Below are 26,117 nucleotides of genomic sequence, written 5' to 3'. Positions count from 1 at the left end.
CCTCCGTTACTTAGCTTTTGCCCAATTTTCACCTAACTTAACATCAGCAACTAATGGTACGTTAAGTTGCACGGCATTCTCCATCGATTGTTTTACTATATTAATCACTTGCTCGACTTCTCCATCAGCTACTTCTAATACCAATTCATCGTGAACCTGTAGGAGCATTCGACTTTTAAGATTCTTATCATTTAAACTATTATGTACATTTAGCATTGCCTTTTTAATTATATCTGCTGCGGTTCCTTGAATCGGCGTATTCATTGCAGTACGTTCAGCAAATGAACGCTGATTAAAATTACTGCTATTAATATCAGGTAAATATCTTCTCCTGCCAAAAATTGTTGTAACATACCCAAATTCGTGAGCTTCTTTTACAACCCGATCAATAAACACTTTAACTCCAATGCATTTATTGAAATAGCTTTCGATATATTGGGCTGCCTCTTTACGTGTTACACCCAAGTCACGCGACAATCCATAATCACTAATTCCATATACAATACCAAAATTTACAGCTTTAGCTTTACCGCGCATTTCCGTTGTTACATCATCCATATTTACGCCAAACACTTCAGCCGCAGTTCTCGTGTGGACATCTTGATTTTGTGTAAAAGCTTCCATTAAATTATTGTCACCAGACATATGTGCCAATACTCTCAATTCAATCTGCGAGTAATCGGCAGACATAAGGTGCTTGTAACCATTTCCCGGAACGAATAATTCTCTAATTTGCTTTCCAACCTCAGAACGTATCGGTATATTTTGTAGATTGGGATCTGAACTGCTTAGCCTTCCTGTTGCTGTTACCAGTTGATTAAAGGTAGTATGAATACGGTTAGTAGTCTTATTAACCAGTCCTTGAAGCCCATCAAGGTAAGTGGATTTTAACTTAGTCAACATTCTATATTCTAAGAGTTTTTCGATTATCGGATGATCTCCGGATAATTTTTCCAGAACTTCAACATCAGTAGAATACCCAGTTTTAGTCTTTTTAATAATCGGCAATTTCAGCTTATCGAACAAAATACTTCCAAGTTGCTTTGTAGAATTAACATTAAAATTTTCATCCGCTAAATTGTAAATATCAGCAAGGAGTGAATCAATTTTGGCAGTCACATCCAAGGACATACTCTTTAACTGATCAATATTTAGCGTAATGCCGTTTCGCTCCATCTCTGTCAGCACTCTTGCTAACGGCAATTCAATATCATAGTATAGTTTCTCTAATGCAAGTTCTTTTAACTTATCTTCTAACGTTGTATGCAAACTTAGAATAGCTGCTGCCGCCCATGCAGCATAATCATAATCCATTGAAATCTTACCAGTTTGACTAGCTAACCCCAAATATTTTTCTTTCAAGGCAGAAAGTGGATATTGGCTAGCAGTTGGGTCCAATAAGTACGCCGCTAAAGCAGTATCAAATATTGCCCCTTTGATATCTGAATTCGTCTGCCAACATGCTGCGTATACACTTTTGACATCATGAGTAATCTTTTGAATACCTTCATCTGCAAAAAGCTCTAATACTTCCGGCCACCCCTCAGCTGATGAAGGAATATAACAAGTGTTATTTTCATCAATAACAACTCCTATGCCATCAAAAAACATTTCCGGAGTATGCCCTTCCACAATTGCGAAAAAATACATTTTCCTACTTCTACGAATCTCATCAACTATTCCAGAGATTTTATCTTTAGTACTGATAACTAATGCTTGAGGGATACTTTCTTCAGTAACCTTAGGTATGTCGACATTGCCGGGAAATATTTGATCCATACGACCTAATAAGCTTTTAAATTCGAACTCGGCAAATATGCTGCGAATACTATCATAGTCTGGTGTTATCTTAAAACTGTCTTGATTGAACTCTAGAGACATGTCTCTAACAATTGTTGCTAGCTTTTTTGAAATAATGGCCAAATCAGCATTGCCACGCAAATTTTCTTGGAGCTTTTTACCTGATACTTTATCGATATTTTCGATAAGATTTTCGACAGTGCCAAACTCAATTATTAATTTAATGGCAGTTTTTTCACCGATTCCCGGAACACCAGGTATATTATCTGATGTATCTCCCATTAGGCCTTTTAGGTCCACAAGTTGTTCGGCATCGACACCATATTTTTCTCTAAAAGCTAAATTATCGAATATCTCCATATCAGATATTCCTTTTTTTGTTAGCATGACTTTTACTGCAGGCTGTAGTAACTGCAAAGCATCACGATCACCGGTAACAATTGTCACATCATATCCAGCTGCTACTGCTTTGGTCGTCAGGGTGCCAATAATATCATCAGCTTCAAACCCTGCTTCTTCCAATACAGTTATGCCAAAAGCATCTAGTAGTCTGCGCACCAAGGAAAACTGTTCCGACAACTCGGAAGGAGTAGCTTTGCGGTGAGCTTTATATTGCGAATATGCCTCGTTGCGAAAAGTTATTTTCCCTTTATCAAAAGCTACAGCAATAGCATCTGGCTTGGCATCGGCTAATAGCTTCACAAGCATTGTTGCAAAACCATAAACGGCGTTTGTAAACTGCCCGCTGGCTGTCGTTAATAGTGGTAACGCATAAAAGGCTCTATGTACAAGACTACTTCCATCAATTATAAAAAATTTATGGGACATTTGGCCCCTCACCTCATTAATTTTAATCTTTAACTTTTATAGTATTTGCCAAATTCGACAAAAAACCTTTATTACTTTTGAAGGAAAAGCATTCTATTTTCATATCTACTAAATCTTAAAAAAGTTTAAGGTTAGAAAAAAACCTGCCCTCACAGGCAGGAAGACTATATTACCCCTTAAAAGGATAGGTCAATTCGATTGTGTGCTGCTTTTCATTCCAAAAGACATAGGCCTTAAAAATATCGTATATTTTAGTTATTTTGATATATGGCTGGTCATCAATCATATGGATAGGAACAATTTGCCCCTGAACTGTAAAATTTTGCTTGGCATCATCCCATTTCGACTTATGCCCTAACACATTTGCTAGCTGAATTACGGGAACTGCAAGAATATTATCTACTGTTTTAACGTCATTTGTAATTACTTTACCATTTACAAGAAGATTAATTTGATTTATTTCTAGACAATTTTCTTCGTCACTCCATTGTTGCTGCCCTGCATAAAGCTTTGCTAGACTTTCAGGTGTTACGTAAATTACATCACCTTTTATGACACCTGGAGCACTATTTTTTTCAATACGAACTATTTGATTTCGTTCATCCCATATAACATTGCTTTTTTTCACTGCAGCTACTGGCCAGATTGGTACATACATTACATCGTCAATTCTTACCCCTCGCTCATTTAAATCAATACTGTCAACCTTGATTTTGAATAACCGGGCAAAAACAACCTGCTTATCTGGCTCAGTTCTTATCTGATTTAATAAGAACTGTTCACTAGCAAATCCTGCTAGACCAGTTTTAGCTAGTTTGCTATATATTTCGCTTAAACTTACTTGGCGATAGCCGTATATATCAGGATATATTCCGAGCGAAACATCTCCTTTATCATTAATTCGGACTTTAACTCGCTCATAAATAATAGCAACTTTTGTTCCATAATCAACTAACTCATAAAGTTCTTCAACATCCTCTTCGTTCATTCGAACACAGCCGTTTGATACTGCCATACCAATGGCCCACGGTGCGTTGGTGCCATGAATTCCGTATAAAGGCAGAAACCCTATCCACCTATACCCCAAGGGATTATCAGGGCCGGATGGTACAACGTAACCCTTTCTAGGCGGCATCCAGACAGGGTTTACCTCTTTATTAATAATTGAATAATTACCCATTGGCGTTGGCGTTGATGGCTTGCCAATAGCTATAGGATACTCCTTAACTAACTCATTTCCAGAGTATAGTTCCAACGTTCGGCTTGGTAAATTAATCGTAATATTCGGTGATACCACATCCTGAAGCTGCTGAGCATGAACATTCGGAGCTACAAGTAAAACCATTAAAACAGCTGCAAAAGCTATCAATCTGAAAATGTACACGAGCATCCCTTCTTTTAACAAAATTTACGACATTAAGAAGATATGAGGGATGCTCTGCACGTATGACATTTAATATTTTTATACTGCTGTTATTGTAGGTTAAGGATTTGTTGGTGTACAACTGTAAGATGGCGAATTTTATCATCAAATAGTGGTAGATAAATATGTACCTTAGTTCCTCCATTATTACCGGCACTAATATTAATAAACCCACCATGTTCTGTTATTATACGATGTGCTACAGGTAACCCAAGTCCCATTCGGTCTATTTTAGTTGTATAAAACGGCTCAAATACTCTTGGCAAAATCTCTGGTGTTACTCCAGCTCCTGTATCATTTATAGCTATAACAATCATATTAATTTCAGCATTTAACCAAGATTTAACTGACAACTCTCCTTCTTCCGGCATTGCTTCCATTGCATTTTGCATTATATTGACAATTGCTTGCTGTAAAAGATTACCATCACCACATATTGTTGGTAATTCTTTCGCAAGCTGCTTTTTAATTGCAATATTGTCGCCACCCAGTTGTTTAAATACTAGCAACAATGCTTCGTCAATAACACTGTTAATACTTGTTCCAGGATTCTTTTCGATAGCTGGTTTAGCGAACATTACAAGTTCCTTTACAACGCCATTTATATATGAAACTTCTTCAAGCATAGTATCTAGGATCTCACGCCGCACCATATATTTATTATCATCATCCAATCTATTCAACATAACTTGTAGATACCCGCTTATAGTAGTTAGCGGTGTTCTCACATGGTGAGCTACACCTGCTGCCAATTCTCCCAAGGACATAAGCATCTGTGTTGTCTGGATCTGCTTAATTGCAGCCCTTACAGCTGAAACGTCCTGCAATATTACAATAATTCCACTTACTTCTCCATCAGAGTCAAGCAGCTTTAAAGTATCAACATGGAGATACACATACTGATCTTTTATTTTAACTTTAAGGTTTGTAGTATTTAAATCATCATATTCGGCAATGGAGAATATTTTAAGAAAGCGATCGCCGTACTCACTAAAAACCACGTCTGCTCGACGTCCAAGAATCTGAGCTCTTTCTATTGAGCAAATTCGCTCTGCTTCTCGGTTAAGATTTTTAACTCTCATTTTGGCATCTAAATAAATTACACCTGTCGTTGTAGTATCAAAGTATTCTTTATATTCATCATCTCGGAGATACATTACTTTATTACTTAACGCCTCTGTTGAATACATCTTGCGTCACACTCCAATTAAAGTAAATTCGTGTTAAATAAAATTCTTGTAATTTAATGTATTTCCTGCTAAAATATTTCAATTACTTTTCGTAAAAAAACGACATAATAACATAATTTATGTGGTTTTATTCGACAAAGTTTTTAGTTCGGCAAGTTGATTAACTTTGCTTATATCCTATTTAACAGATATTTAGACAGCTTTTGATAATAACAACCTCTTCCTTTGACCTTAAACGTAATATTTTTCCAGTTTATTACATTTTTTTAATGTTATTCCATAATTTTACATATTATTTCTCAATATTTAAATGAAAAATGCACCTCCAAGTGTTAGATTGTGTATCTAGCATTAGGAGGTGCACTTTATATTACTGAGCGTATGAATTATTCACCAATATATTTCTGATGAAAGTAGTCTGGGTTTATATCTTGAGGCACAACGGCATGAAAGCGTATCCATTCATTCTTACCGTCATCTTTAGTTAACATATAGGTTCTAGCTCGAAAATCTCTTTTATCGATACTAAGAAGCTCACTGCTGTCTGCAGCACTTTCAAGGTCATCACGAGAATTACGCTCTGTATAAAAATACTGATCAACCGTCATCAGATCACCATCATTATCGTATACTGCGCCAAAATATACCGCCCCGCAGTCGATAGTGAATTCATAATTACCAGTTTCATTCGCATTTTGACTGTCCAAATAAACACGTTTAACAGGTATTTGACTCATCTGTATCAAAATATAGCCACCTCACTTTAATTTTATACGATACCATTATTCCCTTTGAACCACTACTTATTCAAGACTAGCTTTTTAGCACCCTTAATTAACGTAATATAAAACCTTACAATTATATACTTGACAATAATCTATCGAAGTGATATTATATCAATTGTCCGGTTAAGGACAGCAACTTAATAATGCCGAAGTGGCGGAATTGGCAGACGCACTTGACTCAAAATCAAGCGTAGTAGCCCTACGTGCCGGTTCGAGTCCGGCCTTCGGCACCAGTAAATAATACTTCTAGATAATTCTAGGAGTTTTTTTATTTTTAAGCTTTAATATACTTTCAATATAAAAAGAGCCTTGTAAAACCAAGGCTCTTTTTATGCTAATCCATTAAACGTTTAATTCTCTCGTAACTAACCATTTCACGAATCTTAGCATGAGTAGTAACTTCCAATTCTCTTGTTAATTCATTTTCTATATATTGCAGCTGATCCTCTGATGCTTCTGCAAAGTAATTTTTAATTAAGTCTCTTAGCATCTCTTGCTTAAACATAAAACTCACTCCTATATTCGCTATTCTTTGACAATATTTTACCATAAATTACATAAAAAAGAAAGTCCTCTCTATTTAGGACTTTCTTTTTTATGTAATTTAAAGAATAAGTTCTATTCATCAACTATTTCCGAAAAATAAATTACAGTGACAATATCATCATGAGTAATCGTTCTTTGGTAAATTTTCTCAAAAAAACTAATAAGTTCATCAACCGATTTTATCTCAGGGTTTTGATGATCTAAATCATGAGAAGTAAGTTCAGCAATTTTCTTTATTTGTACTCTATCTAGTATTGCAGAATACAGTTTTCTTTTTGGTTTATATTTTGTTCCTACCGTTATCCAAACTATAGAGTTTTCAGGGTATTTATCACTTATATCTCCTAATCTGACAGTACAGTTCTTCTGACGGCTAATAAGTAACTTCTCATGGTTTTGAGATTGAAAATTAAGTGCAAACATAGCTGTCTCTCCTTTGATATTAAGATTTAAAAACTACGTTTTTATATATATTATATATCATACTAGATAAGTAAACTAATAATATTTTTGAGAATTCTATTTTTTACTAATCGAACAGGAAAAATCTAACCCCCTAGTTCAAATCGAACAAGGGGGTTTTCTCATATAAAAATATTTATAAATAGCTCAATCATTGAAACTTTTTACCTTTATTAAGGCTTGAAAAGGTGTAATATTCCACCAAACACTAGTAAAGATCCTGCCATAAAAGCCATATACTTTAATCCATCTACTAAATTTGTCTGTGGTTTTGTTTCTGGCGTCATTATCAACAGCTCCTTTTAATATTTATTTCTTCAACTATAAAACGTCTACTTCATATGTCAACTAAATTATCTAAGCTTTGACTAATCAATCAAGGTTTGAAGAGGTGCAAAATTCCACCAAATACTAGTAAAGATCCCGCCATAAAAGCCATATACTTTAGTCCATCAATTAGATTAGTTTGTGGTTTTGTTTCTGGTGTCATTATCGTCATCTCCTTTTAATAGTTATCTTTTATTGAATATAAGCTATTTCTACTAGTCTTTACTATTAAGGTTTGAAGAGGTGCAAGATTCCGCCAAACACTAGTAAAGATGCTGCCATAAAAGCCATATACTTTAATCCGTCTAGTAAATTAGTTTGTGGTTTTGTTTCTGGTGTCATTATCGTCATCTCCTTTAACATTTAGCTTGTCTTAATTATACGTAATTGTACGTATTTTGTAAATATTCTTAAAATATGAAATATTCGCATACAATCTTTGGTCTGTTATTCTTTTTTGGAATGATATCCATTCCTTTGTGGAATGTTTTATATTTCCTTAAATAATATAATCCGTATTTTAAAACACTAATACTGAATCAAAATCACTTTAGGAGGGTTTATAATGAAAGAATCAGATAAAAAAAGGTTTGAAAAAGAACTTGGTCAAAAAAAGGATAGCCCTATAAATAATTTTGAGTTAAGAAGTTTAGGCAGCCAAGCTAAGCAAAGATCGGAACAGACAGTCGCTGAGATGAGTACTAAATATGAATCTCTAGACAAGTAATAATACTGAACCTAACATAATAAAATGCAGATAGCGCGGCTATCTGCATTTTATTATGTTAGGTCGTTTTATTTTACTATCGTTATATAATCCACTTTGTGATTTAGGACACATCTACAAAAACTTAATTAAATTAAACTAAAATTACTAAATTGCTAAGGGGAGAAATACGAAATGACAGATACAAAAAATCTTATAAGACAGCATAACGATATTAAAGAACTTGCTGAAAAAATCAACGCATACCGATCGGAACAACTGGTTACAGAAAATGCCTTCAACATAACTATGTTAATTGGGCAATTATCAGGTAAAATTAAAGTACATATGACCACTGAGGATAAATTCGTCTATCCTACCTTGGCTAAGCATTCAGATAGTAACGTACGAAATATTAGTGGTATGTTTTACGAGGAAATGGGAGATTTAGCAAAGGTTTTTGAAAGTTATAAAACTAAGTATTTAAGTACTAAGAATATAGTAACAAACCCAGCTTCTTTTATTGCAGAGACTAAAACAATAGTACACGCGATAAGCAAACGAATTGACAAAGAAAATACACAGCTTTATCCTTTACTATCCTAATAGTATACCAAACACTATTTTGCCGATTTGTGTGGCTAAAACGACATAGAAAAGCCAGAGAAAGCCTTTTGCTGAACTCTGGCCTTTATGCTATATATGAACTTTACAATCTCACTTTCATTTGGTAAAGTTATAATTGGCTTTCATTTCGACAAAAGAAACTTTTATTCTTTTATCTGTAAATGTTAACCCTTATAATAGTTTATTGAAAATAATTATTGCAACATATTGGGAGGTTCAAAATGTCTAACCATGAGATAGCTCCACTAAGACCTGGCCGCGATTTAGATCTTAAGGTCGCGTTAGAGATAATGGATTACATATGGGTTACCCATTGGCTACGTTTCAGCGCTGAAATGGCTGTAAAATGGATTGGTACGCAGCAAGAAATTGATGAAGCTGGCGGCGTTTTCACTACCGTAAAACCTGCAGATTTTCAAGAATTAAAACACCGTGAAAACTTTGACGAAGCTGTTCCAAAATACACGACCGATATTACGCAATCAATGAAAGTAATAGCAAAAATGACAGATATTGGATTTGAATACACTCTAACGGAAGAAATCTTAAATGACCAAATTAGATATTGTGCTGAATTCACAAAAACCGGCAGCCAAGCCAGATTCTGTGCCGAAACTAAAGCTGAAGCCATTACTAAAGCTGCCTTATTAGCTATTTTAGGATAATTCCATCTTGCTTTTTTACTCACGAAAAAGAGGGACTGCGCAAAATAATCTGCATTCAGTCCCTTTTTTTGTTTTATATTTATATGTAATTAACCATTTTCGTCAAAGGATAAACATTATGCATTTAATTAATATAGCAGGACGTCAAATACAATTTACCTTAGTCTTTAAAAAAAGGAAAACAATCCAATTGAAAATAGTTGGACCTAATATGATTCAAATTAGCGCTCCAACTAAAACTCCTAAAGATGATATCTGTGCTGTTATACAGTCAAAAAAAAAGTGGCTTATTGAAAAATTAGATCATTTACAAAAACTATCTGAAAACCCTATAAACAAATCTTTATCACATGGCTCAGAAATTTTGTTTATGGGCACATCCTACTTACTTCAGTATGATCATATCAGTAACTGCTTACCTAGTGTCCAAAGAGAATCTGGGATTATTAGAATAAGCTTAAATGAATCGAGTAATCCAAACTCCTTATTAAAAAAATGGTACATAGACCAGGCGACACAGTTATTATACGAAAGGACTACACACTGGAGCAAAAAAATTGGCGTTCAGCCAAAGCGAGTTGTTCTGAAAGAACAGAAGTCACGTTGGGGCAGCTGTTCCTCTTTGGGTAACATTAATTTAAATTGGCGCATCATAATGGGTCCGAATGAGATAATAGATTATGTTATAGTCCATGAAATTTGCCATCTGATAGAACTTAATCATTCCTCAAAATTCTGGCACTTGGTTAACCTATATCTCCCGAATTATAAAGAATGTCGTGGTTGGCTTAAACAAAATGGTTGCCTATTATCATTACCGTTTTAATCTATGCATAATTCTTCTAAGTACGTTGATTATATTTTCTTAGACGTTTGCTTATTATCAAGGAGAATATAGCTCCTACAACAGCAGTAATAATCTGCGGCCAGCTCATTGCAAAAAGTAAGCTTGCCTTTAATTTCTCAGGCATATTAACAGTCGAAGTCAACCACAAAAAACTGTAGAATAGAGCTGCTGTTTTAGCAAAAGCTGCAGATAAAATACCTAACCATAAATGCCTTTTATAAATAGCATAAAACACCACAATAAACAGTAAACTACCTAATGCTACTGGGAAAATAAATATCGGTAAATATAAAATTTGTTGAAAATAGGCAATGATAGGTGCAATTAGAGCAATAATTACTGCTGCCTGTAAACCTATAGACTGAACAGCAACTAAAAGGCAACAATTTACTAAACTGCCAATCAGAAATATCGACAATACAGGTGGTATAGGTATAACCAGTCTAAGTGACTGTAATACTATCGTTAACGACAGCAGTAACCCTGTTCTGATAATTTTTTGATGATTAATCACTATAAGATCACTTCCCAATAAAATCCTCAAATAAATTAAGAATCAATAAAGAAAAACACGGCTTGCGCCGAGCCTTAGCGACAGCGCAAGCCGATACTCACCCCTTATGCATGTAAGGAAATTTATGCATTCTTATCGTACAAAAAAGCGCCTACTTTTAAGTAGAGCGCCTCTTTTATGTAATTATCTTCTACGACGTCCTCCGCCTAAGCCACCACCGAAAATCATATAGGCCAATAAGGCTAGTACCGCTATATTACCTACTTCCCCACCTACAACACCTAAGTCAACAAGTACCGAAATGGTAGTTAGAGCCCCTAGATACGACATACTCTTTTTAAGATCAATATACGGATGTCGTTTAAGTAATGCGTAGCATATCCCTAATACGGCAAGATCAATTCCGACCCACATTAATTGATTGGAAAAAACATATTTTAATGCACTACCGCCGATCATAACCGCAAAGACTTGAAGCCAAATTTGATTCACTATTACAGCCCCCTACTCTTAAATAATTCTGTTTCTATGGTAACATTGGTGTAACCATTAAGTCAATTTATAATAATTTATATTATCTATTGTAATTTATAAACTGATACTCAATAGTCTAGTATTTTGTATATACAATATCTTAATTAAAAATAAAACGAGGGAACACGAAGTTCCCTCGTTTCAACTAGTGACAACCAGCCGACTCATTATTTTGCCCGCGTATTACTAGTTTGCTTGAGTCTTGGTCTTCAACATCAATCTTGAAATTAACTGTACTATCTAGCACTTCACTATTTTTGTACTCATATACGTCAATACCATTAGTCATCAACTTAACGTATTGGTCTGCTTCTGAGCCATCAGGTTTTCCCAGTCTCACGGACGGGATAGTAATAACCCTTGGACCTCGTCAGCCAAATTTCATTTGTTGTATTATCTTAGTTGAAACAGCATTTCCATATTTCGTTACTAAATCTTGTGCATCAGGACTTATCAAGTATCTCATGCTTTGCCCTCCTTCTGCTATATCTACTGCGTTTTTAATACGAAACATTTTTAGTTTTAACAATGTTCTTATTAAAATCCAATGTAAAATAAACCACAACAGAAGGAAAAATAAGCTGAAACTCATTTACAAAGAGCTTCCATAACTTCATTTATATGATTTGCCACCTTAACTTTTCGAAAAATATGTGAAATTATTCCATACTCATTAATAATAAAAGTTGAACGCTCTATACCACGAACTTTCTTACCATACATATTTTTGTCCTTTATAACATCGTACATACCGCAAACATCTTCATCGACATCACTGAGCAGTACAAACGGAAGTGTTAGTTTCTCAGCAAATTTAGTGTGCACTGAAGCACTATCACGACTTATTCCTAATATAACCGCATTAAATCCAGTTATTTTATCAAATGCTTCACTAAAGAGTCGTGCCTGATTAAAACAAGCTGGAGTGTTATCCTTTGGATAAAAATACAAAATTATCTTTTTACCTTTGAATTGACCTAAACTTACGTTAGTACCATCCGAAGCAGGTAGACAAAATTCAGGTGCTTTTGAACCTACTGTGAGTTCCTCCATGAAGCCTTTCCCCCTAGCAATATTTTAGATATTGTATAATAATACAGGAAAATTCCCAAAAAAATAGAATAATTATATAAAGTTGAATGTACTTTATGTTAGGAGATTTTATGTCCAAAAAAATAAATGCGCTTGAATATATTCGTGGTATATCTATGCTCGGTGTTATAGGTATACATACTGGTGCCTATTCCTTAACAAACCCCTTTGTTAATATACATTTATTTGCCTTATTTGAGATATTTACTAGATTTAGTGTGCCGATTTTTTTCTTCGTCTCATCCTTTGGGCTCTTCAAAAACCAAAATCTAAATGCCAGCCTAGACTTTGGAAATTTTATGATAAGACGTCTGCGAACAGTTTTAATACCTTATGTCGTCTGGTCATTATTATATATGCTTCACTATAGCTGGGTCAGCGGCGACTTAAATATTTGGAAACCTAATTTGTTTATTAAATTCCTCTTATTTGGTTTAGCATCATATCAACTGTACTTTCTTGTAATACTTTTATGGTTTTATTCACTAATGCCACTTTGGCGTTTAGTTGTCAAATATATTTGTACTAGACCTCTTACATACCTAAGTATTCTTTTTATTCTCCAGATAGCTTTCAACTATTATTCCAGCTATCTCCTCTCTCCTAATTTTCCTAATCACTATATTAACTTACTTGTACAACATCGCCTAAGTTATTGGGTTATCCACTATGTTTTTATTTTTTTATTCGGTGCGGTATGTGCCATTCATTATCAAGCTTTTTTGAACTATCTAGACAAATACAAAAAAACTGTTACCTGGGCATTCGCTCTATCACTAACCGGAATTCTAGCTTTCTATTATTATCTTTTATTTATAAAGGGATACACTCCAGAACAAGCTGTTAATACAGCTCATCAACTTAGTCCGATCGGAGTAGTTTATACATTAACCGCAACGCTTTACTTCTTCGCAATTTTTAGTTTTAATAAAATATCAAAAACATGGTCTAGCCTATTATCTCATTTAGGTCATAACTCATATGCGGTTTACCTAGTTCACCCCATCGTAATGTACTATTTAATCAGCTACATTACTGGTGCGGGAAAAATTATGACCGCTCCAATTACTATGGCCTTTTTCATCATAACTGTAGCAATAAGTATAACGTTAGCAATACTTATAAAAAAAATCAGCCAGTTTATACCCATTCTGAGCTTACTGCTCACAGGTACTTCTACCAGCCGAAAAAGCACTCAACCATCTTAACTTAAGCCGAATCGCTCTTTTTCTAATTCAGTTAATAATGAAGGTTCTGTCAACTCGTTTTTTTCTGGAATCCCCCGGCGAGCCTGCCGCTTTCTATTTTTCATCCAGTATAATAATATAAATTGGCAATACTTCTTAACCGATTTTTGATTGCCTCTCATATTTGGATAACGAGCCCAGCAATTATAAAGCTGGGCTATAATTTCGCCAGTTGAGCTCGTCATATCCTTCCTAGCTTGTAATGACGCTAGCATCACACTCTCCCTAACAATTAGGAATAATGCTTTTTGACGCATGTCATTGGTGTTGTCCATTAACCTCAATTCTGTGCCTAACAACCGTCTCCCCATGTCAAGTAAAGGATATGCTATCTTAAACCCGTCCTCAAGTTCATGTTGCGATATTGCAAGACGCGCAGTTTTTGCAGCAGCTGAAATAGCAAGCAACCAACATCTTTCATCAAAACGACGTTCCGAAGCTAAGAGTAGAAAATCTAGAATTTCTGCAGCCATACTTGATCGCGGATTTAGCACAGCCGTTCCGGCAAGATTCTGCCACTCATTAACAATTATTGCAAAAATTTTATTATTTATAGTACCTCGTTCATAAAATTCCAAAGTTGATTGCACAAAAATCGAGAACATAACCTTGTCCTCATTTTTTATTACCCTATGCAGCCACCCAGTTAATATGTGCACTATTTCAATTGAGATATCCTCTTCATCAAACTGGTTAATACTGCCGACTTTTAAACTTATTTCTCTGAATAAAGCTTCATCATGCCGCTTTAACGACATGGCACCAATTACTTTCAAACCTCGCAGACCGGAGATAATTACTTTTTTGCTAGTATTTTTATCTAACTGCTCTAAGAGCAAACAGATTAAATCGGTTATTTTTGCAAGCATGAAGGCATTTCGTGATTTTAAAGATACCATAGCAATAAGCGTAAGCTGTTCAATTGTACTTATTTTAGCTGTATCACTTAAATTTCGTATGAGTGGCTTATAGGCATCTAAAACATACCCAGCAACATCAGGCTGCTTTACTCGAAGGGCTGAAACCGCGACAGCCATTAGTCTCATTGGCTCATCACTGCGGTCTAATTTTTCGCCAAAGGCAAGTTTAAGTAAATCGATTGCCTGATAAGCTGCAGTTTGGTTCTGTTTTTCTATTGTAATATTTATATGGCTATAGATGTCTTTCAGTAAACTTTTGCTTCGCGCCTTATCAATATTTTTAACAGCCGTTATCCTAGCAAGTCTCATTTCTAAAAGTTTAATTTGCCAATCCAATCGACGTAAAAATAACCAGCGGAATAAAAGGATTACCCCTACCAAACCAGTCAATAATCCTAACCATAATTGCATAGGGAGCCTCCGCTCTATAAAATTACCGGGCGTTAATTTCGCCCTCGTAAACCGAACCTCTTGCCGCATCTATCGTTATGATAATATCATCACTTAGGCGGCCTGTTGCTCCATCTGCACCGACTATAACTGGTATACCGTAGCTTATTCCTACAATAGCAGCATGAGAAGTTAAGCCGCCCTCTTCAGCTACAATTGCGGCAGCCTTTGCGGCATATGGTGCAGTTTCATCGTCGACAGCATTTATAACTAAAATATCACCCGGTTTGAATTTATCTCGTATTTCTTGAGCAGATTTGATTACGCTCGCTCTAGCAGTAACTGCGCCTTGCCCAATACCAGTCCCCTTGACAAGAACCTTACCAACAACATAAACCCGAAGCATATTCGTAGTGCCGGTCATTCCAACCGGAACACCCGCAGTGATTACGATTAGATCGCCCTCTTTAATAGCACCTTCTTTTAAAGCAGTAGTTACAGCGTTGGCTACCATTTCATCACTATTTTGAGAGTGGATGCCATGTAGAGCCTCAACTCCCCAAAGCAACTGCATCTTACGAACAGTTTTAGAGTGGGGTGTAACCGCTACAATTGGAGCTTGAGGACGATATTTTGATACCATTCTTGGGGTATATCCACTTTCTGTTGATGTTACTATAGCAGCAGCATTTAGTTCATGTGCTACTTGTACAGTAGCATGACTAATAGCATCCGTACTACTTGGTTGTACTGAAATACCCTTTGATAGCAAAAGCGTGCTATAACTTAGTGATTGCTCTGTCCGAATTGCAATTTTACTCATCATTTCAACTGCCTCGGCAGGGTATTGCCCAGAGGCAGTCTCACCACTCAACATTATGACATCCGTTCCATCCATAATTGCATTGGCAACATCACTTGCTTCAGCTCGAGTAGGACGGGGATTAGCAATCATAGATTCTAGCATTTGAGTTGCTGTTATAACGGGTTTGCCAGCTTTATTGCATTTATCGATCAACATCTTTTGCACGATAGGTACTTCTTCTGTAGGAATTTCCACTCCGAGATCGCCTCTAGCAACCATTACCCCATCAACAACTTTTAATATTTCATCGATATTCTTTACACCTTCGGCATTTTCAATTTTTGCAATTATATCGATTGATGCTTCGGCATCCTCTAGTACTTTCCGAATGGCAAGAACGTCTGCCGCTCTTTGAACGAAGGATGCGGCTATAAAGTCCATATCATTTTTAGCACCGAATAATATATCTGAAACATCTTGATCAGATAAAAAAGGTAAGTTAACGGCAACTCCCGGCACAGCTATTCGCTTAAATCCGCTAAGCTCACCGCTATTTAACACGGTTGTTATAATATCTTGTTCCGTAACTGATTCAACTTTTAACTCAATGAGTCCATCTGAAAGAAGTATCTTATTACCATAGACCACTTCTTGCGGAAGTCGTTTATGGTTAATAGATACCTCATCTTTTGTTCCAATAATATCTCTAGTTGTTAATACAAATTGCTGACCTTCTGTCAGACTTACCTTATTTTCGGCCATCTTGCCGATTCTCATTTCCGGACCTTTTGTATCTAAAAGTAGCGCAACAGGTCTTCCTGTCTTTGCCGAAGCAGAACGTACTGAATTAATCCTGACAGCATGATCTTGATGTGTTCCGTGAGAAAAATTAAAGCGAGCAACATTCATGCCAGCTTCTAACATAGATTCTAATACTCCTGGTTTGTCAGTGCTAGGTCCTACAGTACAGATAATCTTAGTCTTCTTCAATTCGGCACTCTCCTTATCAAATGAGACTTAATTCAGTTGGAGTTGTCTGTGCCTGCTCCATCTGTAATTCTAGTCGAATTTATCCAGGGACTTAGCAGCTTTCCTGTGCCCGTGCGCATATAGCGGATTAGTCATCGGATTAAAGACTGTTGAAATTTTTATTATTTAATTGCATTCTGACAAAGTATTGCATGCGCCTCATCAGCCTCGGACTCTAAAACCAATATCTCATAAAGTCCATCACCAAGCGCAGAAGCAACACCTGCTGGCCGCGTATTCGCAAGAATCCCTTCACTGCATAGCATATTTTTTAGCATTTCGGCCTGAGCACGGTTTGACGCAATATATATAACTGTCCACATCACTGCTGCCTCCTAAGGTAACAAAAAATTTGTAAATCCCGTAATATTATACATGTTTTTTCTCCATATTAATCTGTATTCCTGCTAAACTAAGGTATATAGGGAAATAATTCGAGGCTTTCAAAAACAATATTATCTTGGAACAAAACTATGTCCATTCATCTATAATAAAAAAGCAACTCTACCGGAGGTTACTCATGTATATAGTAAAAAAACTTCGCAGCATCTTTTTAGCTGTAACCTTATTAATATTTGTCGTCATAGAGCTACCGATTATAGCCATCGGTAATACAACTGTACCACAGCCTGGAGATGTAATTATTGTACTTGGCGCTAAAGCAATCGGACGTGTGCCAAGTACAATGTTACAACTTAGGCTAGACGAAGCTTTAAAATTATATTCCAGCGGTTACGCAAAAACAATTATAGTCAGCGGCGGTAAAGGTGCTGATGAAGTATTAAGTGAAGCTCAGGTAATGTTTGATTATCTGATAATTCACGGCATACCAGCGCAGAACATTCTTATCGAGGATAATTCCTTTTCTACTTATCAAAATCTGGTTAATTCTCATCGTATAATGAAACAAAACGGCCTTAAAAAAGCAATCATAGTATCAAATACTTCACATATACGCAGATCTCTTGTTTTAGCACATAACTTAGGCATGGAGGCAAGTGGAGCCCCAGCCCCAATGGCTAATAATTATTATCTAACAGCTAAACAATATGTTCGCGAAGGCGCCGCAATGATTTCATTGTTGGTTTTCAACAAATAGCAACTACGTTATCTGCACAGCTCCTTTACCCAAAATACTCTCCAAAGCGATTACGGCCTCGTTTGTAGGTTTAACCCAGTACTTTCTTTCGGTCTTAATAACACGCTTACTATTGACCAGATACAAGTATACTATCGAATCACCGCTAAACCTAGCAAAAGTATTCTTTAGTAACTCAAATACTTCATTATTTTCTTGCTCTTTATAAATTCTTATCCGTACTTCTGGTCGAATTTCATCTATCAATGATATGCCTTCGGCAATTATTTTTATACCATCATCACTTGCATTAAGCCTGCCAGACACTACGACAGGCATGTCCGGCATTAATATATTGTTAGACCTATCAAAAACCCTTGGGAAAACTACTACCTCTATTTTATTTGTAAAATCCTCAACTTCGAGAAAACACATAGTGTCTCCCTTTTTTGTAACTATTCTTTTAGAAGTAATAATCAATCCAGCTATTTTCAACGCTTTGCCATCAGCAATTTCGCCTGAACCTAATTGGTCGATCTGTATATAGCTGCTAATTTGATCACGGTACTTATCCAATGGATGACCGGTTATATAAAAGCCGGTTATTTCTTTTTCTAAGGCAAGTATCTGTTCCTGCGGAATTTCATCAATATCAGGAAGAATTACCTCATCTGCGATACTTATAGTTTCCTCACAAAATAAACCTATCTGCCCATTGGTCTTGTCTCTCTGCCTGCTTGCTGCAGTTTCAACTGCGCGTTCTAAAACAGCGAGCAATTGAGAACGACGCGCTCCGAGCGAGTCAAAAGCCCCACATTTAATCAAACTCTCAATAACTCTCTTATTCACAACTCGCATATCAACCCGGGTGCAAAAATCAACTAGTGATTTAAATTTATCACCTTCATTGCGCGCTGCAATCAAATTATTGATAGCATTTTCGCCAACATTTTTTACGGCAGCCAAACCAAATCGTATTGAGTTTCCATCAACACTAAAGGCTGCCATACTAGCATTGATATCAGGAGGAAGTACGGGAATTCCCATTCTCTTGCATTGTTCAATATAGAATCCTACTTTATCATTTGTTCCCATTACGCTTGATAGCAATGCTGCCATAAACTCCTGCGGATAATGAGCTTTTAAATATGCTGTCTGATAAGCAACTAACGCATAGGCTGCACTATGGGACTTATTAAAACCATAATCAGCAAAGTGAGCCATGAGGTCAAATATCTCAACTGCTAACTTGGGGTCAATTCCGCGTTCACTTGCTCCCTGCAAAAAGCTATCTCGCTGCGCTGCTAGTACGGAGTGCTTTTTCTTTCCCATAGCCCGACGGAGTAGATCTGCTTGACCTAACGTAAATCCAGCAAGAACTGAAGCAATTTGCATTACTTGCTCCTGATAAAGAATAACTCCAAATGTTTCTTTTAGTATGGGTTCAAGTAAAGGATGCAGGTAAGTAACAGTTTTGCGACCGTGTCTTCCATTTATAAAATCAGCAACCATACCGCTTCCAAGTGGACCCGGTCGATATAACGCTACAAGCGGAATCAAATCGGCAAACCCTTCCGGCTTTAGATCTTTTACCAGTGTAGTCATTCCACTTGATTCCATCTGAAATACCCCGGCAGTGTCACCATTCGTTAGCATTTCACACGCTTTTTCATCGGTTAACTCAATAGTTTCAATATCAAGCTTTATGCCCCTATTTTTGTAAATTAGTTCAAGAGCGTCGCCAATTACCGTTAGCGTTCTTAACCCTAGTAAGTCCATTTTAAGCAGGCCAATATCTTCGACACGGTCTTTATCATATTGCGTAGTTATAAAACCCTCCGAAGAATTCTGGAGGGGGACGTATGTAGTTAATGGATCTTTAGCAATTACAAGACCTGCCGCATGAGTAGAAGCGTGGCGAGGCAACCCTTCTACAGCCCGTGCTAAATCCACTAACTTTTTAATCGTGGGTTCACTTTGGTATGTGGCTTTTAGTTCTTGATTATTCTGCAACGCTTTGTCTAGTGTAATTCCTAATTCATTTGGGATCATCTTTGCTATTTTGTCGACTTCACCGTAGGCCATATTCAAAGCCCGGCCAACATCGCGAATAGCAGCCTTGGCAGCCATTGTACCAAAGGTAATTATTTGTGCTACTCTATCTGCACCATAGCGTTCCGAGACATATTCAATTACTCTGCCCCGTTTAACATAACAAAAATCTATATCAATATCGGGCATACTTACACGTTCAGGATTTAGAAAACGCTCAAAAAGCAAACCATATCTTAAAGGATCAATATTGGTTATTCCTAGCAAATACGCAACTATACTGCCTGCTGCCGAGCCACGTCCTGGTCCTACTGCTATATCATTCTGTCTTGCATAATTTATAAAATCCCATACAATTAAGAAATAACTGGAGTAACCCATCTTTTTTATTACTGAAAGCTCGTAATTAAGCCTTTCATATACTTCACTTGTAACCTCTGAAAATCTATTGGGTACCCTTTCCTCACATAACTGCCTTAAATAGTCATCCGCTGTCAGCCCTTCAGGCATAGGAAACTCCGGCAAATGAAGCTGACCAAAATCGAATTCTACATTGCAACGATCAGCTATTTTCACAGTATTATAGAAAGCTTCCGAATAGCCGCCGAAAAGTTCGGCCATTTCCTGTGTGCTTTTTAAGTAAAATTCATTATTGGGAAATTTGATACGAGCTTCATCATCAACAGTTTTTCCCATCTGAATACATAAAAGTACATCATGACACTCACCGTCATGTTTATTTATATAATGCAAGTCATTGGTAGCAACAAGACCAATATCAAGCTTTTTGGCAAGCTCAATGAGCATGCTGTTAACCTTTTTTTGTTCTGGCATGCCGTGGTCTTGCAACTCTAAATAGAAATTATCTGGTCCCATAATTTCTTTGTATTCTTTAGCCAGTTTTTCCGCATTAGCTATATCACCTTTTAGCAGCATATTCGGTATTTCACCAGCTATACAGGCACTAAGGCAAATCAGACCTTCGCTATACTTCTGCAGTAACTCCTTATCAATACGCGGTTTATAATAAAACCCCTCGCTATAGCCGCGCGATACTATCTCTACAAGATTTCTGTAGCCAGTGTTGTTTTCAGCAAGTAACACTAAATGATAATAGGCTTCGCCTTCAACCGCGCTCTTTTCGAGTCGTGAACGGGGCGCAACATAAACTTCACAGCCGATGATAGGCTTAACTCCATGCTTTTTAGCCTGTTTGTAGAAATCTATTACGCCATACATAGAGCCATGATCAGTTATAGCAACCGCAGGCATTCCTAATTCTTTAACACGCATGACAAGATGCTCGATACGGCTGGCACCATCGAGCAAACTATATTCAGTATGAACATGTAAATGGACAAAATTTTTATCATAATTGCCAGAATTCATAACAAGATGCTACCTCTCCCAAGTAAAAATGGATGCAATTAGCTCGACAAACACGAGCACACTTCGACAAAAATATGATAAACTCCTTTTATACTGTTATTTGTAATTAAGGGCAAGATATTCAAAAATAGCTCTTCTTCTGCAAAATGTTCCACTAATTCACACGCTGTGAAGGTATTATTCCTTTTTATGTGGAAAATGTATAATTTATAATATTTAAAGAGGTGTTATGGTCTTGTATAATATAGGTATTTTGCAATTAACTCAGAATTTAGATGATGCGGTCCATGGTTTCAAGCAAGGATTAGCAGATGCCGGAATTTCAGCGAAATTCCATTACGTTAATGCTGACGGTAATCTAGCAGAACTCCCAAAACTTGCGGAAAAGCTTTCTGAGCTTAAAGTAGACCTAATTTTCGCTTGTTCTACCCCATCTGCTAATGCTGCTATAAGCCTAGCTGCTAATATACCAGTAGTCTTTACTCCCGTTTTTGATCCTGTAGGTGCCGGGCTGGTTAAAACAATGAATATACCGGGAGGCAAAGCCACAGGTGTATCAGGAATGGTAAAAGCTTCCGATAAAATTGCCTTTATAAAAAATTTGCTGCCTTCGGCAAACAAAATCGGCATTCTTTTTCACACTGCTGATAGTAACGCTATAGTAGAAACTAATAATTTTAAAACTGCAGCAGCTGAAGTTTTTGATTTAGTTGAAATTCCGATAAACACTCCAGAAGATATATCAAATTTAGAGGAATTACTGCCAAAAGATTTAGAAGCTGTATTTGTTCCGATTGGACGAGTTATTGAGGAGAACTTCGCTAGTGTCGTGTATTATACTGATGCTATAAACTTACCTATAATTGCTTCACATGCACCCAACGTAGCTGCCGGGGCATTAGGTGCATTAGTAGCTAATCACAGTAACCTCGGTCGAGAATGTGCAGTTAAAACTGTAGACATTTTAAAAGGAACTGACGCTGGCATTATTCCGGTAGGCATTGTTGAACAACCGGAAATACTGCTTAATTCATTTGTCGCCAACAACCTCGGCATTGCTCTGCCAGGTTCACTATTAGAAAAGGCCAAAGAAATTTACGAGTAAATAACCAGTATCTATAACTATGTAATTTAGAATGCTGGTCAATGTCAAGGAGATGAAACTATGTTACTATCAAGAGATTCCGTTGAACTTCTAGCTCCTGTCGGAACATGGGAGGTTCTCGAAACAGCTGTCGGAGCTGGTGCTGACGCAGTGTATTTGGGTGGTAAACGTTTTAATATGCGTATGCACCGAACAGATACAAATTTTGATGATGCGGGTCTTGCTCGTGCTGTTAAATTTGCCCACGGTAATAATGTTAAGCTTTATGTAACTGTAAATAATTTAATAAGTGACCGTGAGATTGACGGAATGAGAGATTATTTAAAACTGCTTGATGAGATTCAGCCTGATGCTCTAATTGTCCAAGACTTAGCAGTTTTAGAATTAGCAAGCGAACTTAACCTGACCGTTCCTCTTCATGCATCTGTTATGGCAAATACTCATAATGAATATGCTGTGCGGAAACTGCAAGAATACGGAATCACCAGAGTAGTAGTAAGCCGTGAGATGACCTTAGCTCAAATGGCCTTACTTAAAGACCGGACAGGTATTGAAATAGAGTATTTTATGCATGGTGACATGTGTGTCGCTCAAAGCGGCCAATGCTTCCATTCTGGTATTTTATTTGGCCAAAGTTCAAACCGAGGCCGCTGTTTAAAGCCTTGCAGATGGCCATTTCAGCTAATGGATACATCAACAGGACAAGCTATAACTAACGGCGATCCTGGACCCTATAAACTAGCTTTAAAAGATATGTGCATGTATCGCAACCTGCCAGAACTCATCCAATCCGGAGTTTGTTCGTTCAAAATTGAAGGGCGTATGCGTACTGCCGATTTTGTTAAGCGTATAGTTCAAGTATATCGCCGTGCAATTGACCGCTATATTGCCGATCCAATGGGATACACTACGGACGAACATGATTGGGCCGACTTGTATGAAAACCGCTCCCGAGACTTTACAACATGTTATGCATTAGGAAACCCTGGTGCAGCTTCAATTGGTTATACTGGTGAAAGAGAGCCGCGCTTCTTCAGCCAAGCTGTTAAAGAAGCTGGTCTTAATGCGCCGGCCGCTGTTAGCCAAGATAGTAATAATTCTTCAAAACCTCCGGCCAAATTATCCGTAAGAGTTTCAGATATGGCTGGTCTCACAGCAGCATGTGAAAACGGCGCCGATATTATTTATATTGGCGGAGAAGCTTTTAAACCTGCGAAACCTTGGACGATTGGCGAAATATCCGAAGCTATAGAAGTTGCAGCAAAATATAATGTTAAAGTGGTTGTAACAACACCTCGTATCACGATGGAACGCGAGAGCAATGAGCTTGAACAATTCTTTACGCAGCTAAACCAAATTAGGCCCCATGGCGTAATGGTTAGTAATATTGGGATGTTAAAACTTGCAAAAGAAACTTGTGATCTTCCTGTTCAAACAGATTTTTCATTAAATACTTTTAATCATCTAAGTACAAAATGGCTTAAAAATAACGGTGCAGCTCAAGCTACTATTTCACTTGAGGCCACACATGAGCAAGTCGGCACTCTCATCAGCCAATCAGACCTTCCATTAGAATTAATTGTTCACGGCCCAATTGAGGCTATGGTACTTGATCATTGTATTCCAACTGCTATTGTTGGCTATAACTTTGACAATAGCAATGAACTAAATAATAAGCAGTTTGAACTCTTGGATACAGCTGGTCAAAAGCACCCAATTAGAATAGACCAATATGGAAGAAACCATATTTTATTTGCCAAGGACTTATGTCTGCTTTCTTATTTACCTGCGCTGCAAGGTGCGGCATCTTACCGCATCGAAGCTCAACATTATTCCCCTGAACTGGTCGGCGTAATCGTCAAAGCTTATCGTGAACAATTAGACAAACAAGCTTCAGGCCAAACTGAGCAGTTAGTTTCAGCTGAAATTGTCAATACAATTGCCGCCGCCAGCCCTAGAGATTTAGGTATCGGAGCTTTCCGTTACCGAGTTTCACGCTAACCCTTGGTTTGATATATTAACCTAGTAGAGGTGATCGATATGACCAACTATATTGGTCCTGATGAGATTATAAGAAAAAAGCGGGAGTATCTAATACCCTGTGTTTACCATTTTTATAGCCAGCCTATGCAGTTAGTGCGCGGTGAAATGCAGTATTTGTACGATCAAAATGGCAAGCAGTATCTTGACTGTTTCGCCGGAGTATCAGTGGTTAACTGTGGACACTGTAATCCGCAAATTACTAAAGCAATTTGCGAGCAAGTTAATACACTTCAGCATACAACAACAATTTATTTGACTCAAAACATAGTCAACTTAGCAGAACGACTTGCCAATGTTACTCCTGGACAGCTTCAAAAATCGTTTTTCTGTGCCAGCGGTACTGAAGCTAATGAGGGTGCTGCTCTCCTTGCGTCAATTTATACAGGCAAGCATGAGTTTATAAGTTTGAGACAAGGTTTACACGGACGTACAAAACTAACAATGAGTCTAACAGGTCTAAGCTTCTGGAGAACCGATACTAATCCGGTCGGCGGCATCAGTTTCGCCCCAAACGCATATTGCTACCGTTGTCCTTATAACAAAAAATACCCTGAATGTGATTTGGCTTGTGCTAACGAAATTGAGACCATAATCAAAACTTCTACTTCAGGTCAAGTAGCTGCTTTGATCGCGGAGCCTATACAAGGCAATGGTGGAATAATAACTCCTCCACCAGGGTACTTTCAAAGAGTTAAAGAAATTCTCGATCAATACGGAATACTGCTTATTATCGATGAAATACAGACAGGCTTTGGCCGTACTGGCAAAATGTTCGGCATAGAGCACTATGATATCGAACCTGATATCATGACCATGGCAAAAGCATTAGCAAATGGAACCCCTGTTGGCGCCTTCATAGCCAGAGCAGAAATTGCTGACAAATATACTCGCCCTGGCGCTTCTACTCTAGGAGGAAATCCTGTTACTGCTGCTGCCAGCATGGCTACTCTTGATTTCATAGAAACTCAAAATCTGCCTGCTAGAGCTGAGGAGTTAGGCTGCTATCTTAAAAACGGTCTTTATCAGTTGCAGCAAAAATATCCGATCATTGGTGAAGTTCGTGGTTTGGGCTTAATGCTCGGGGCGGAATTAGTCCTACCAGATAAAACACCTGCGGTCAGTCAAGTTGATCTTATAATAGAAAAAATGAAAGACCGGGGCTTCCTGGTTGGAAAAAATGGTCCCAACCGAAATGTCCTGGCCTTTCAACCGCCGCTTATTATTACCAAGGGTGACCTTGATAATCTTCTTAATAATCTTGATACAGTTTTGGACTCAATATAACTATCCTCTCATGAAACGCTGCGTACGTGCCAACTTACTGTTGGTACGTGCGTCTTTTTTTACGGAAAACCGTGATAACTGGTACCGCGGTCGATGGTTATTTATTCTTGTAACATGAGCAATAAAAGCTATAATCGCAGTCACTGCCCACACAACCATAAAAACTCTGCCAGAGGTAGATATAATAAATTCAGGCAAAGCCAATGAAAAAAGCACTAGCATAGCAGTAATAGCGACTAAACTAATCAACGATCCAAACTTACTTACCTTATCTTTGAAAAGCTGTTTCATAGCGACACCCCTTATCTTGTGTCATCTGCAGGAAACTATCCGACGACCAATCCGCTCTTATAACCAAAGGCACAGGAGAGCGTCTAAGTCCGTTGGATAAATACGACTAGAAATTCAGACGGTGTTCTACCCGTAGGG

Annotated in this window: 24 protein-coding genes and 1 tRNA gene; 10 read left to right on the top strand and 15 right to left on the bottom strand. The window is 37.3% G+C overall.

Annotated elements, in window-relative coordinates:
* Positions 1-6: 6 nt before the first annotated feature.
* From polA to V6C17_RS03320, 4 genes are all read right to left on the bottom strand, one after another.
* Positions 7-2,628, bottom strand: a complete 2,622-nt coding sequence (polA, locus tag V6C17_RS03335; protein ID WP_333521127.1) for a DNA polymerase I — start codon at positions 2,626-2,628, stop codon at positions 7-9.
* 169 nt (positions 2,629-2,797) lie between these two features.
* Entirely contained in the window at positions 2,798-4,012 is a 1,215-nt protein-coding gene (locus V6C17_RS03330) for a L,D-transpeptidase family protein (protein WP_333521126.1), read from the bottom strand.
* An 89-nt stretch (positions 4,013-4,101) separates the two neighbouring features.
* Positions 4,102-5,241, bottom strand: a complete 1,140-nt coding sequence (locus tag V6C17_RS03325; protein WP_333521125.1) for a two-component system sensor histidine kinase NtrB — start codon at positions 5,239-5,241, stop codon at positions 4,102-4,104.
* A gap of 386 nt (positions 5,242-5,627) precedes the next feature.
* Positions 5,628-5,978: a hypothetical protein gene (locus tag V6C17_RS03320; protein WP_333521156.1), complete on the bottom strand. Its 351-nt coding sequence runs from the start codon at positions 5,976-5,978 to the stop codon at positions 5,628-5,630.
* Positions 5,979-6,171: 193 nt separating this feature from the next.
* On the opposite strand from V6C17_RS03320, the gene V6C17_RS03315 reads away from it, so the two are divergent.
* Positions 6,172-6,259 (top strand) — tRNA-Leu (locus V6C17_RS03315).
* Positions 6,260-6,360: 101 nt separating this feature from the next.
* On the opposite strand, the gene V6C17_RS03310 is transcribed toward V6C17_RS03315, so the two are convergent.
* Together V6C17_RS03310 and V6C17_RS03305 are read right to left on the bottom strand one after the other, a co-directional pair.
* On the bottom strand, positions 6,361-6,531 hold the full coding sequence (locus tag V6C17_RS03310) for a hypothetical protein (RefSeq protein WP_333521124.1): 171 nt from the start codon (positions 6,529-6,531) through the stop codon (positions 6,361-6,363).
* Positions 6,532-6,644: 113 nt separating this feature from the next.
* The gene (locus V6C17_RS03305; protein ID WP_333521123.1) at positions 6,645-6,995 is read right to left on the bottom strand and encodes an ASCH domain-containing protein; all 351 of its coding nucleotides are present in this window, start codon (positions 6,993-6,995) and stop codon (positions 6,645-6,647) included.
* Between the two features lie 931 nt (positions 6,996-7,926).
* On the opposite strand from V6C17_RS03305, the gene V6C17_RS03300 reads away from it, so the two are divergent.
* From V6C17_RS03300 to V6C17_RS03285, 4 genes are all read left to right on the top strand, one after another.
* On the top strand, positions 7,927-8,088 hold the full coding sequence (locus tag V6C17_RS03300; RefSeq protein ID WP_333521122.1) for a hypothetical protein: 162 nt from the start codon (positions 7,927-7,929) through the stop codon (positions 8,086-8,088).
* 174 nt (positions 8,089-8,262) lie between these two features.
* The gene (locus V6C17_RS03295) at positions 8,263-8,673 is read left to right on the top strand and encodes a hemerythrin domain-containing protein (RefSeq protein WP_333521121.1); all 411 of its coding nucleotides are present in this window, start codon (positions 8,263-8,265) and stop codon (positions 8,671-8,673) included.
* Positions 8,674-8,915: 242 nt separating this feature from the next.
* Entirely contained in the window at positions 8,916-9,359 is a 444-nt protein-coding gene (locus V6C17_RS03290) for a hypothetical protein (protein ID WP_333521120.1), read from the top strand.
* A 118-nt stretch (positions 9,360-9,477) separates the two neighbouring features.
* Positions 9,478-10,185: a M48 family metallopeptidase gene (locus tag V6C17_RS03285; RefSeq protein ID WP_333521119.1), complete on the top strand. Its 708-nt coding sequence runs from the start codon at positions 9,478-9,480 to the stop codon at positions 10,183-10,185.
* Positions 10,186-10,201: 16 nt separating this feature from the next.
* Here the strand turns inward: V6C17_RS03285 and V6C17_RS03280 are convergent, their stop codons facing one another.
* The 4 genes from V6C17_RS03280 to V6C17_RS03265 all read right to left on the bottom strand — a co-directional run bounded on the left by V6C17_RS03280 (position 10,202) and on the right by V6C17_RS03265 (position 12,307).
* Complete coding sequence (locus V6C17_RS03280; RefSeq protein WP_333521118.1) at positions 10,202-10,738, bottom strand: hypothetical protein; 537 nt, start codon at positions 10,736-10,738, stop codon at positions 10,202-10,204.
* A 165-nt stretch (positions 10,739-10,903) separates the two neighbouring features.
* On the bottom strand, positions 10,904-11,212 hold the full coding sequence (locus V6C17_RS03275) for a hypothetical protein (RefSeq protein ID WP_333521117.1): 309 nt from the start codon (positions 11,210-11,212) through the stop codon (positions 10,904-10,906).
* Between the two features lie 187 nt (positions 11,213-11,399).
* Complete coding sequence (locus V6C17_RS03270; protein ID WP_333521116.1) at positions 11,400-11,594, bottom strand: hypothetical protein; 195 nt, start codon at positions 11,592-11,594, stop codon at positions 11,400-11,402.
* Between the two features lie 248 nt (positions 11,595-11,842).
* Complete coding sequence (locus V6C17_RS03265; protein ID WP_333521115.1) at positions 11,843-12,307, bottom strand: peroxiredoxin; 465 nt, start codon at positions 12,305-12,307, stop codon at positions 11,843-11,845.
* A gap of 110 nt (positions 12,308-12,417) precedes the next feature.
* Between V6C17_RS03265 and V6C17_RS03260 the strand changes: the two genes are divergently transcribed.
* Positions 12,418-13,554, top strand: coding sequence for an acyltransferase (locus V6C17_RS03260; RefSeq protein WP_333521114.1), 1,137 nt, complete (start codon positions 12,418-12,420; stop codon positions 13,552-13,554).
* Here V6C17_RS03260 and V6C17_RS03255 read toward each other — a convergent pair.
* From V6C17_RS03255 to V6C17_RS03245, 3 genes are all read right to left on the bottom strand, one after another.
* A complete protein-coding gene (locus V6C17_RS03255; RefSeq protein ID WP_333521113.1) occupies positions 13,551-14,924 on the bottom strand; it encodes a hypothetical protein in 1,374 nt (457 codons plus the stop codon). The two genes, V6C17_RS03260 and V6C17_RS03255, sit on opposite strands and share 4 nt — an antisense overlap.
* A 22-nt stretch (positions 14,925-14,946) precedes the next feature.
* The gene (gene pyk, locus V6C17_RS03250) at positions 14,947-16,698 is read right to left on the bottom strand and encodes a pyruvate kinase (RefSeq protein WP_333521112.1); all 1,752 of its coding nucleotides are present in this window, start codon (positions 16,696-16,698) and stop codon (positions 14,947-14,949) included.
* A gap of 161 nt (positions 16,699-16,859) precedes the next feature.
* Positions 16,860-17,060, bottom strand: a complete 201-nt coding sequence (locus tag V6C17_RS03245) for a putative signal transducing protein (RefSeq protein ID WP_333521111.1) — start codon at positions 17,058-17,060, stop codon at positions 16,860-16,862.
* Positions 17,061-17,257: 197 nt separating this feature from the next.
* Here V6C17_RS03245 and V6C17_RS03240 point away from each other — a divergent pair, with 197 nt between their 5' ends.
* Positions 17,258-17,836, top strand: a complete 579-nt coding sequence (locus V6C17_RS03240; RefSeq protein ID WP_333521110.1) for a YdcF family protein — start codon at positions 17,258-17,260, stop codon at positions 17,834-17,836.
* 3 nt (positions 17,837-17,839) lie between these two features.
* On the opposite strand, the gene V6C17_RS03235 is transcribed toward V6C17_RS03240, so the two are convergent.
* Entirely contained in the window at positions 17,840-21,256 is a 3,417-nt protein-coding gene (locus V6C17_RS03235; RefSeq protein ID WP_333521109.1) for a DNA polymerase III subunit alpha, read from the bottom strand.
* A 235-nt stretch (positions 21,257-21,491) separates the two neighbouring features.
* Between V6C17_RS03235 and V6C17_RS03230 the strand changes: the two genes are divergently transcribed.
* The 3 genes from V6C17_RS03230 to V6C17_RS03220 are packed head-to-tail and all read left to right on the top strand — an operon-like array spanning position 21,492 to position 25,688.
* Positions 21,492-22,361, top strand: a complete 870-nt coding sequence (locus V6C17_RS03230; protein ID WP_333521108.1) for an ABC transporter substrate-binding protein — start codon at positions 21,492-21,494, stop codon at positions 22,359-22,361.
* 60 nt (positions 22,362-22,421) lie between these two features.
* Positions 22,422-24,362: a peptidase U32 family protein gene (locus V6C17_RS03225; RefSeq protein ID WP_333521107.1), complete on the top strand. Its 1,941-nt coding sequence runs from the start codon at positions 22,422-22,424 to the stop codon at positions 24,360-24,362.
* A 39-nt stretch (positions 24,363-24,401) separates the two neighbouring features.
* Positions 24,402-25,688 (top strand): aspartate aminotransferase family protein, encoded by a 1,287-nt coding sequence (locus V6C17_RS03220; RefSeq protein WP_333521106.1) that lies wholly within the window; start codon positions 24,402-24,404, stop codon positions 25,686-25,688.
* On the opposite strand, the gene V6C17_RS03215 is transcribed toward V6C17_RS03220, so the two are convergent.
* Positions 25,689-25,979 (bottom strand): hypothetical protein, encoded by a 291-nt coding sequence (locus tag V6C17_RS03215; RefSeq protein ID WP_333521105.1) that lies wholly within the window; start codon positions 25,977-25,979, stop codon positions 25,689-25,691.
* Between the last annotated feature and the right edge of the window lie 138 nt (positions 25,980-26,117).

This window comes from Dendrosporobacter sp. 1207_IL3150 (assembly GCF_036763085.1).
Taxonomy (GTDB): domain Bacteria; phylum Bacillota; class Negativicutes; order DSM-1736; family Dendrosporobacteraceae; genus JBAIYU01.
This window is presented reverse-complemented; position numbering and strand designations above follow the sequence as displayed.

What these genes read in the sequence shown, in the direction of transcription:
- polA (WP_333521127.1), bottom strand. Translation starts at nt 2,628, where the DNA reads ATGTCCCATAAATTTTTTATAATTGATGGAAGTAGTCTTGTACATAGA.
- V6C17_RS03255 (WP_333521113.1), bottom strand. Translation starts at nt 14,924, where the DNA reads ATGCAATTATGGTTAGGATTATTGACTGGTTTGGTAGGGGTAATCCTT.
- V6C17_RS03320 (WP_333521156.1), bottom strand. Translation starts at nt 5,978, where the DNA reads ATGAGTCAAATACCTGTTAAACGTGTTTATTTGGACAGTCAAAATGCG.
- V6C17_RS03300 (WP_333521122.1), top strand. Translation starts at nt 7,927, where the DNA reads ATGAAAGAATCAGATAAAAAAAGGTTTGAAAAAGAACTTGGTCAAAAA.
- V6C17_RS03265 (WP_333521115.1), bottom strand. Translation starts at nt 12,307, where the DNA reads ATGGAGGAACTCACAGTAGGTTCAAAAGCACCTGAATTTTGTCTACCT.
- V6C17_RS03295 (WP_333521121.1), top strand. Translation starts at nt 8,263, where the DNA reads ATGACAGATACAAAAAATCTTATAAGACAGCATAACGATATTAAAGAA.
- V6C17_RS03305 (WP_333521123.1), bottom strand. Translation starts at nt 6,995, where the DNA reads ATGTTTGCACTTAATTTTCAATCTCAAAACCATGAGAAGTTACTTATT.
- V6C17_RS03310 (WP_333521124.1), bottom strand. Translation starts at nt 6,531, where the DNA reads ATGTTTAAGCAAGAGATGCTAAGAGACTTAATTAAAAATTACTTTGCA.
- V6C17_RS03220 (WP_333521106.1), top strand. Translation starts at nt 24,402, where the DNA reads ATGACCAACTATATTGGTCCTGATGAGATTATAAGAAAAAAGCGGGAG.
- V6C17_RS03290 (WP_333521120.1), top strand. Translation starts at nt 8,916, where the DNA reads ATGTCTAACCATGAGATAGCTCCACTAAGACCTGGCCGCGATTTAGAT.
- V6C17_RS03225 (WP_333521107.1), top strand. Translation starts at nt 22,422, where the DNA reads ATGTTACTATCAAGAGATTCCGTTGAACTTCTAGCTCCTGTCGGAACA.
- V6C17_RS03245 (WP_333521111.1), bottom strand. Translation starts at nt 17,060, where the DNA reads ATGTGGACAGTTATATATATTGCGTCAAACCGTGCTCAGGCCGAAATG.
- V6C17_RS03235 (WP_333521109.1), bottom strand. Translation starts at nt 21,256, where the DNA reads ATGAATTCTGGCAATTATGATAAAAATTTTGTCCATTTACATGTTCAT.
- V6C17_RS03325 (WP_333521125.1), bottom strand. Translation starts at nt 5,241, where the DNA reads ATGTATTCAACAGAGGCGTTAAGTAATAAAGTAATGTATCTCCGAGAT.
- V6C17_RS03215 (WP_333521105.1), bottom strand. Translation starts at nt 25,979, where the DNA reads ATGAAACAGCTTTTCAAAGATAAGGTAAGTAAGTTTGGATCGTTGATT.
- V6C17_RS03285 (WP_333521119.1), top strand. Translation starts at nt 9,478, where the DNA reads ATGCATTTAATTAATATAGCAGGACGTCAAATACAATTTACCTTAGTC.
- V6C17_RS03260 (WP_333521114.1), top strand. Translation starts at nt 12,418, where the DNA reads ATGTCCAAAAAAATAAATGCGCTTGAATATATTCGTGGTATATCTATG.
- V6C17_RS03240 (WP_333521110.1), top strand. Translation starts at nt 17,258, where the DNA reads ATGTATATAGTAAAAAAACTTCGCAGCATCTTTTTAGCTGTAACCTTA.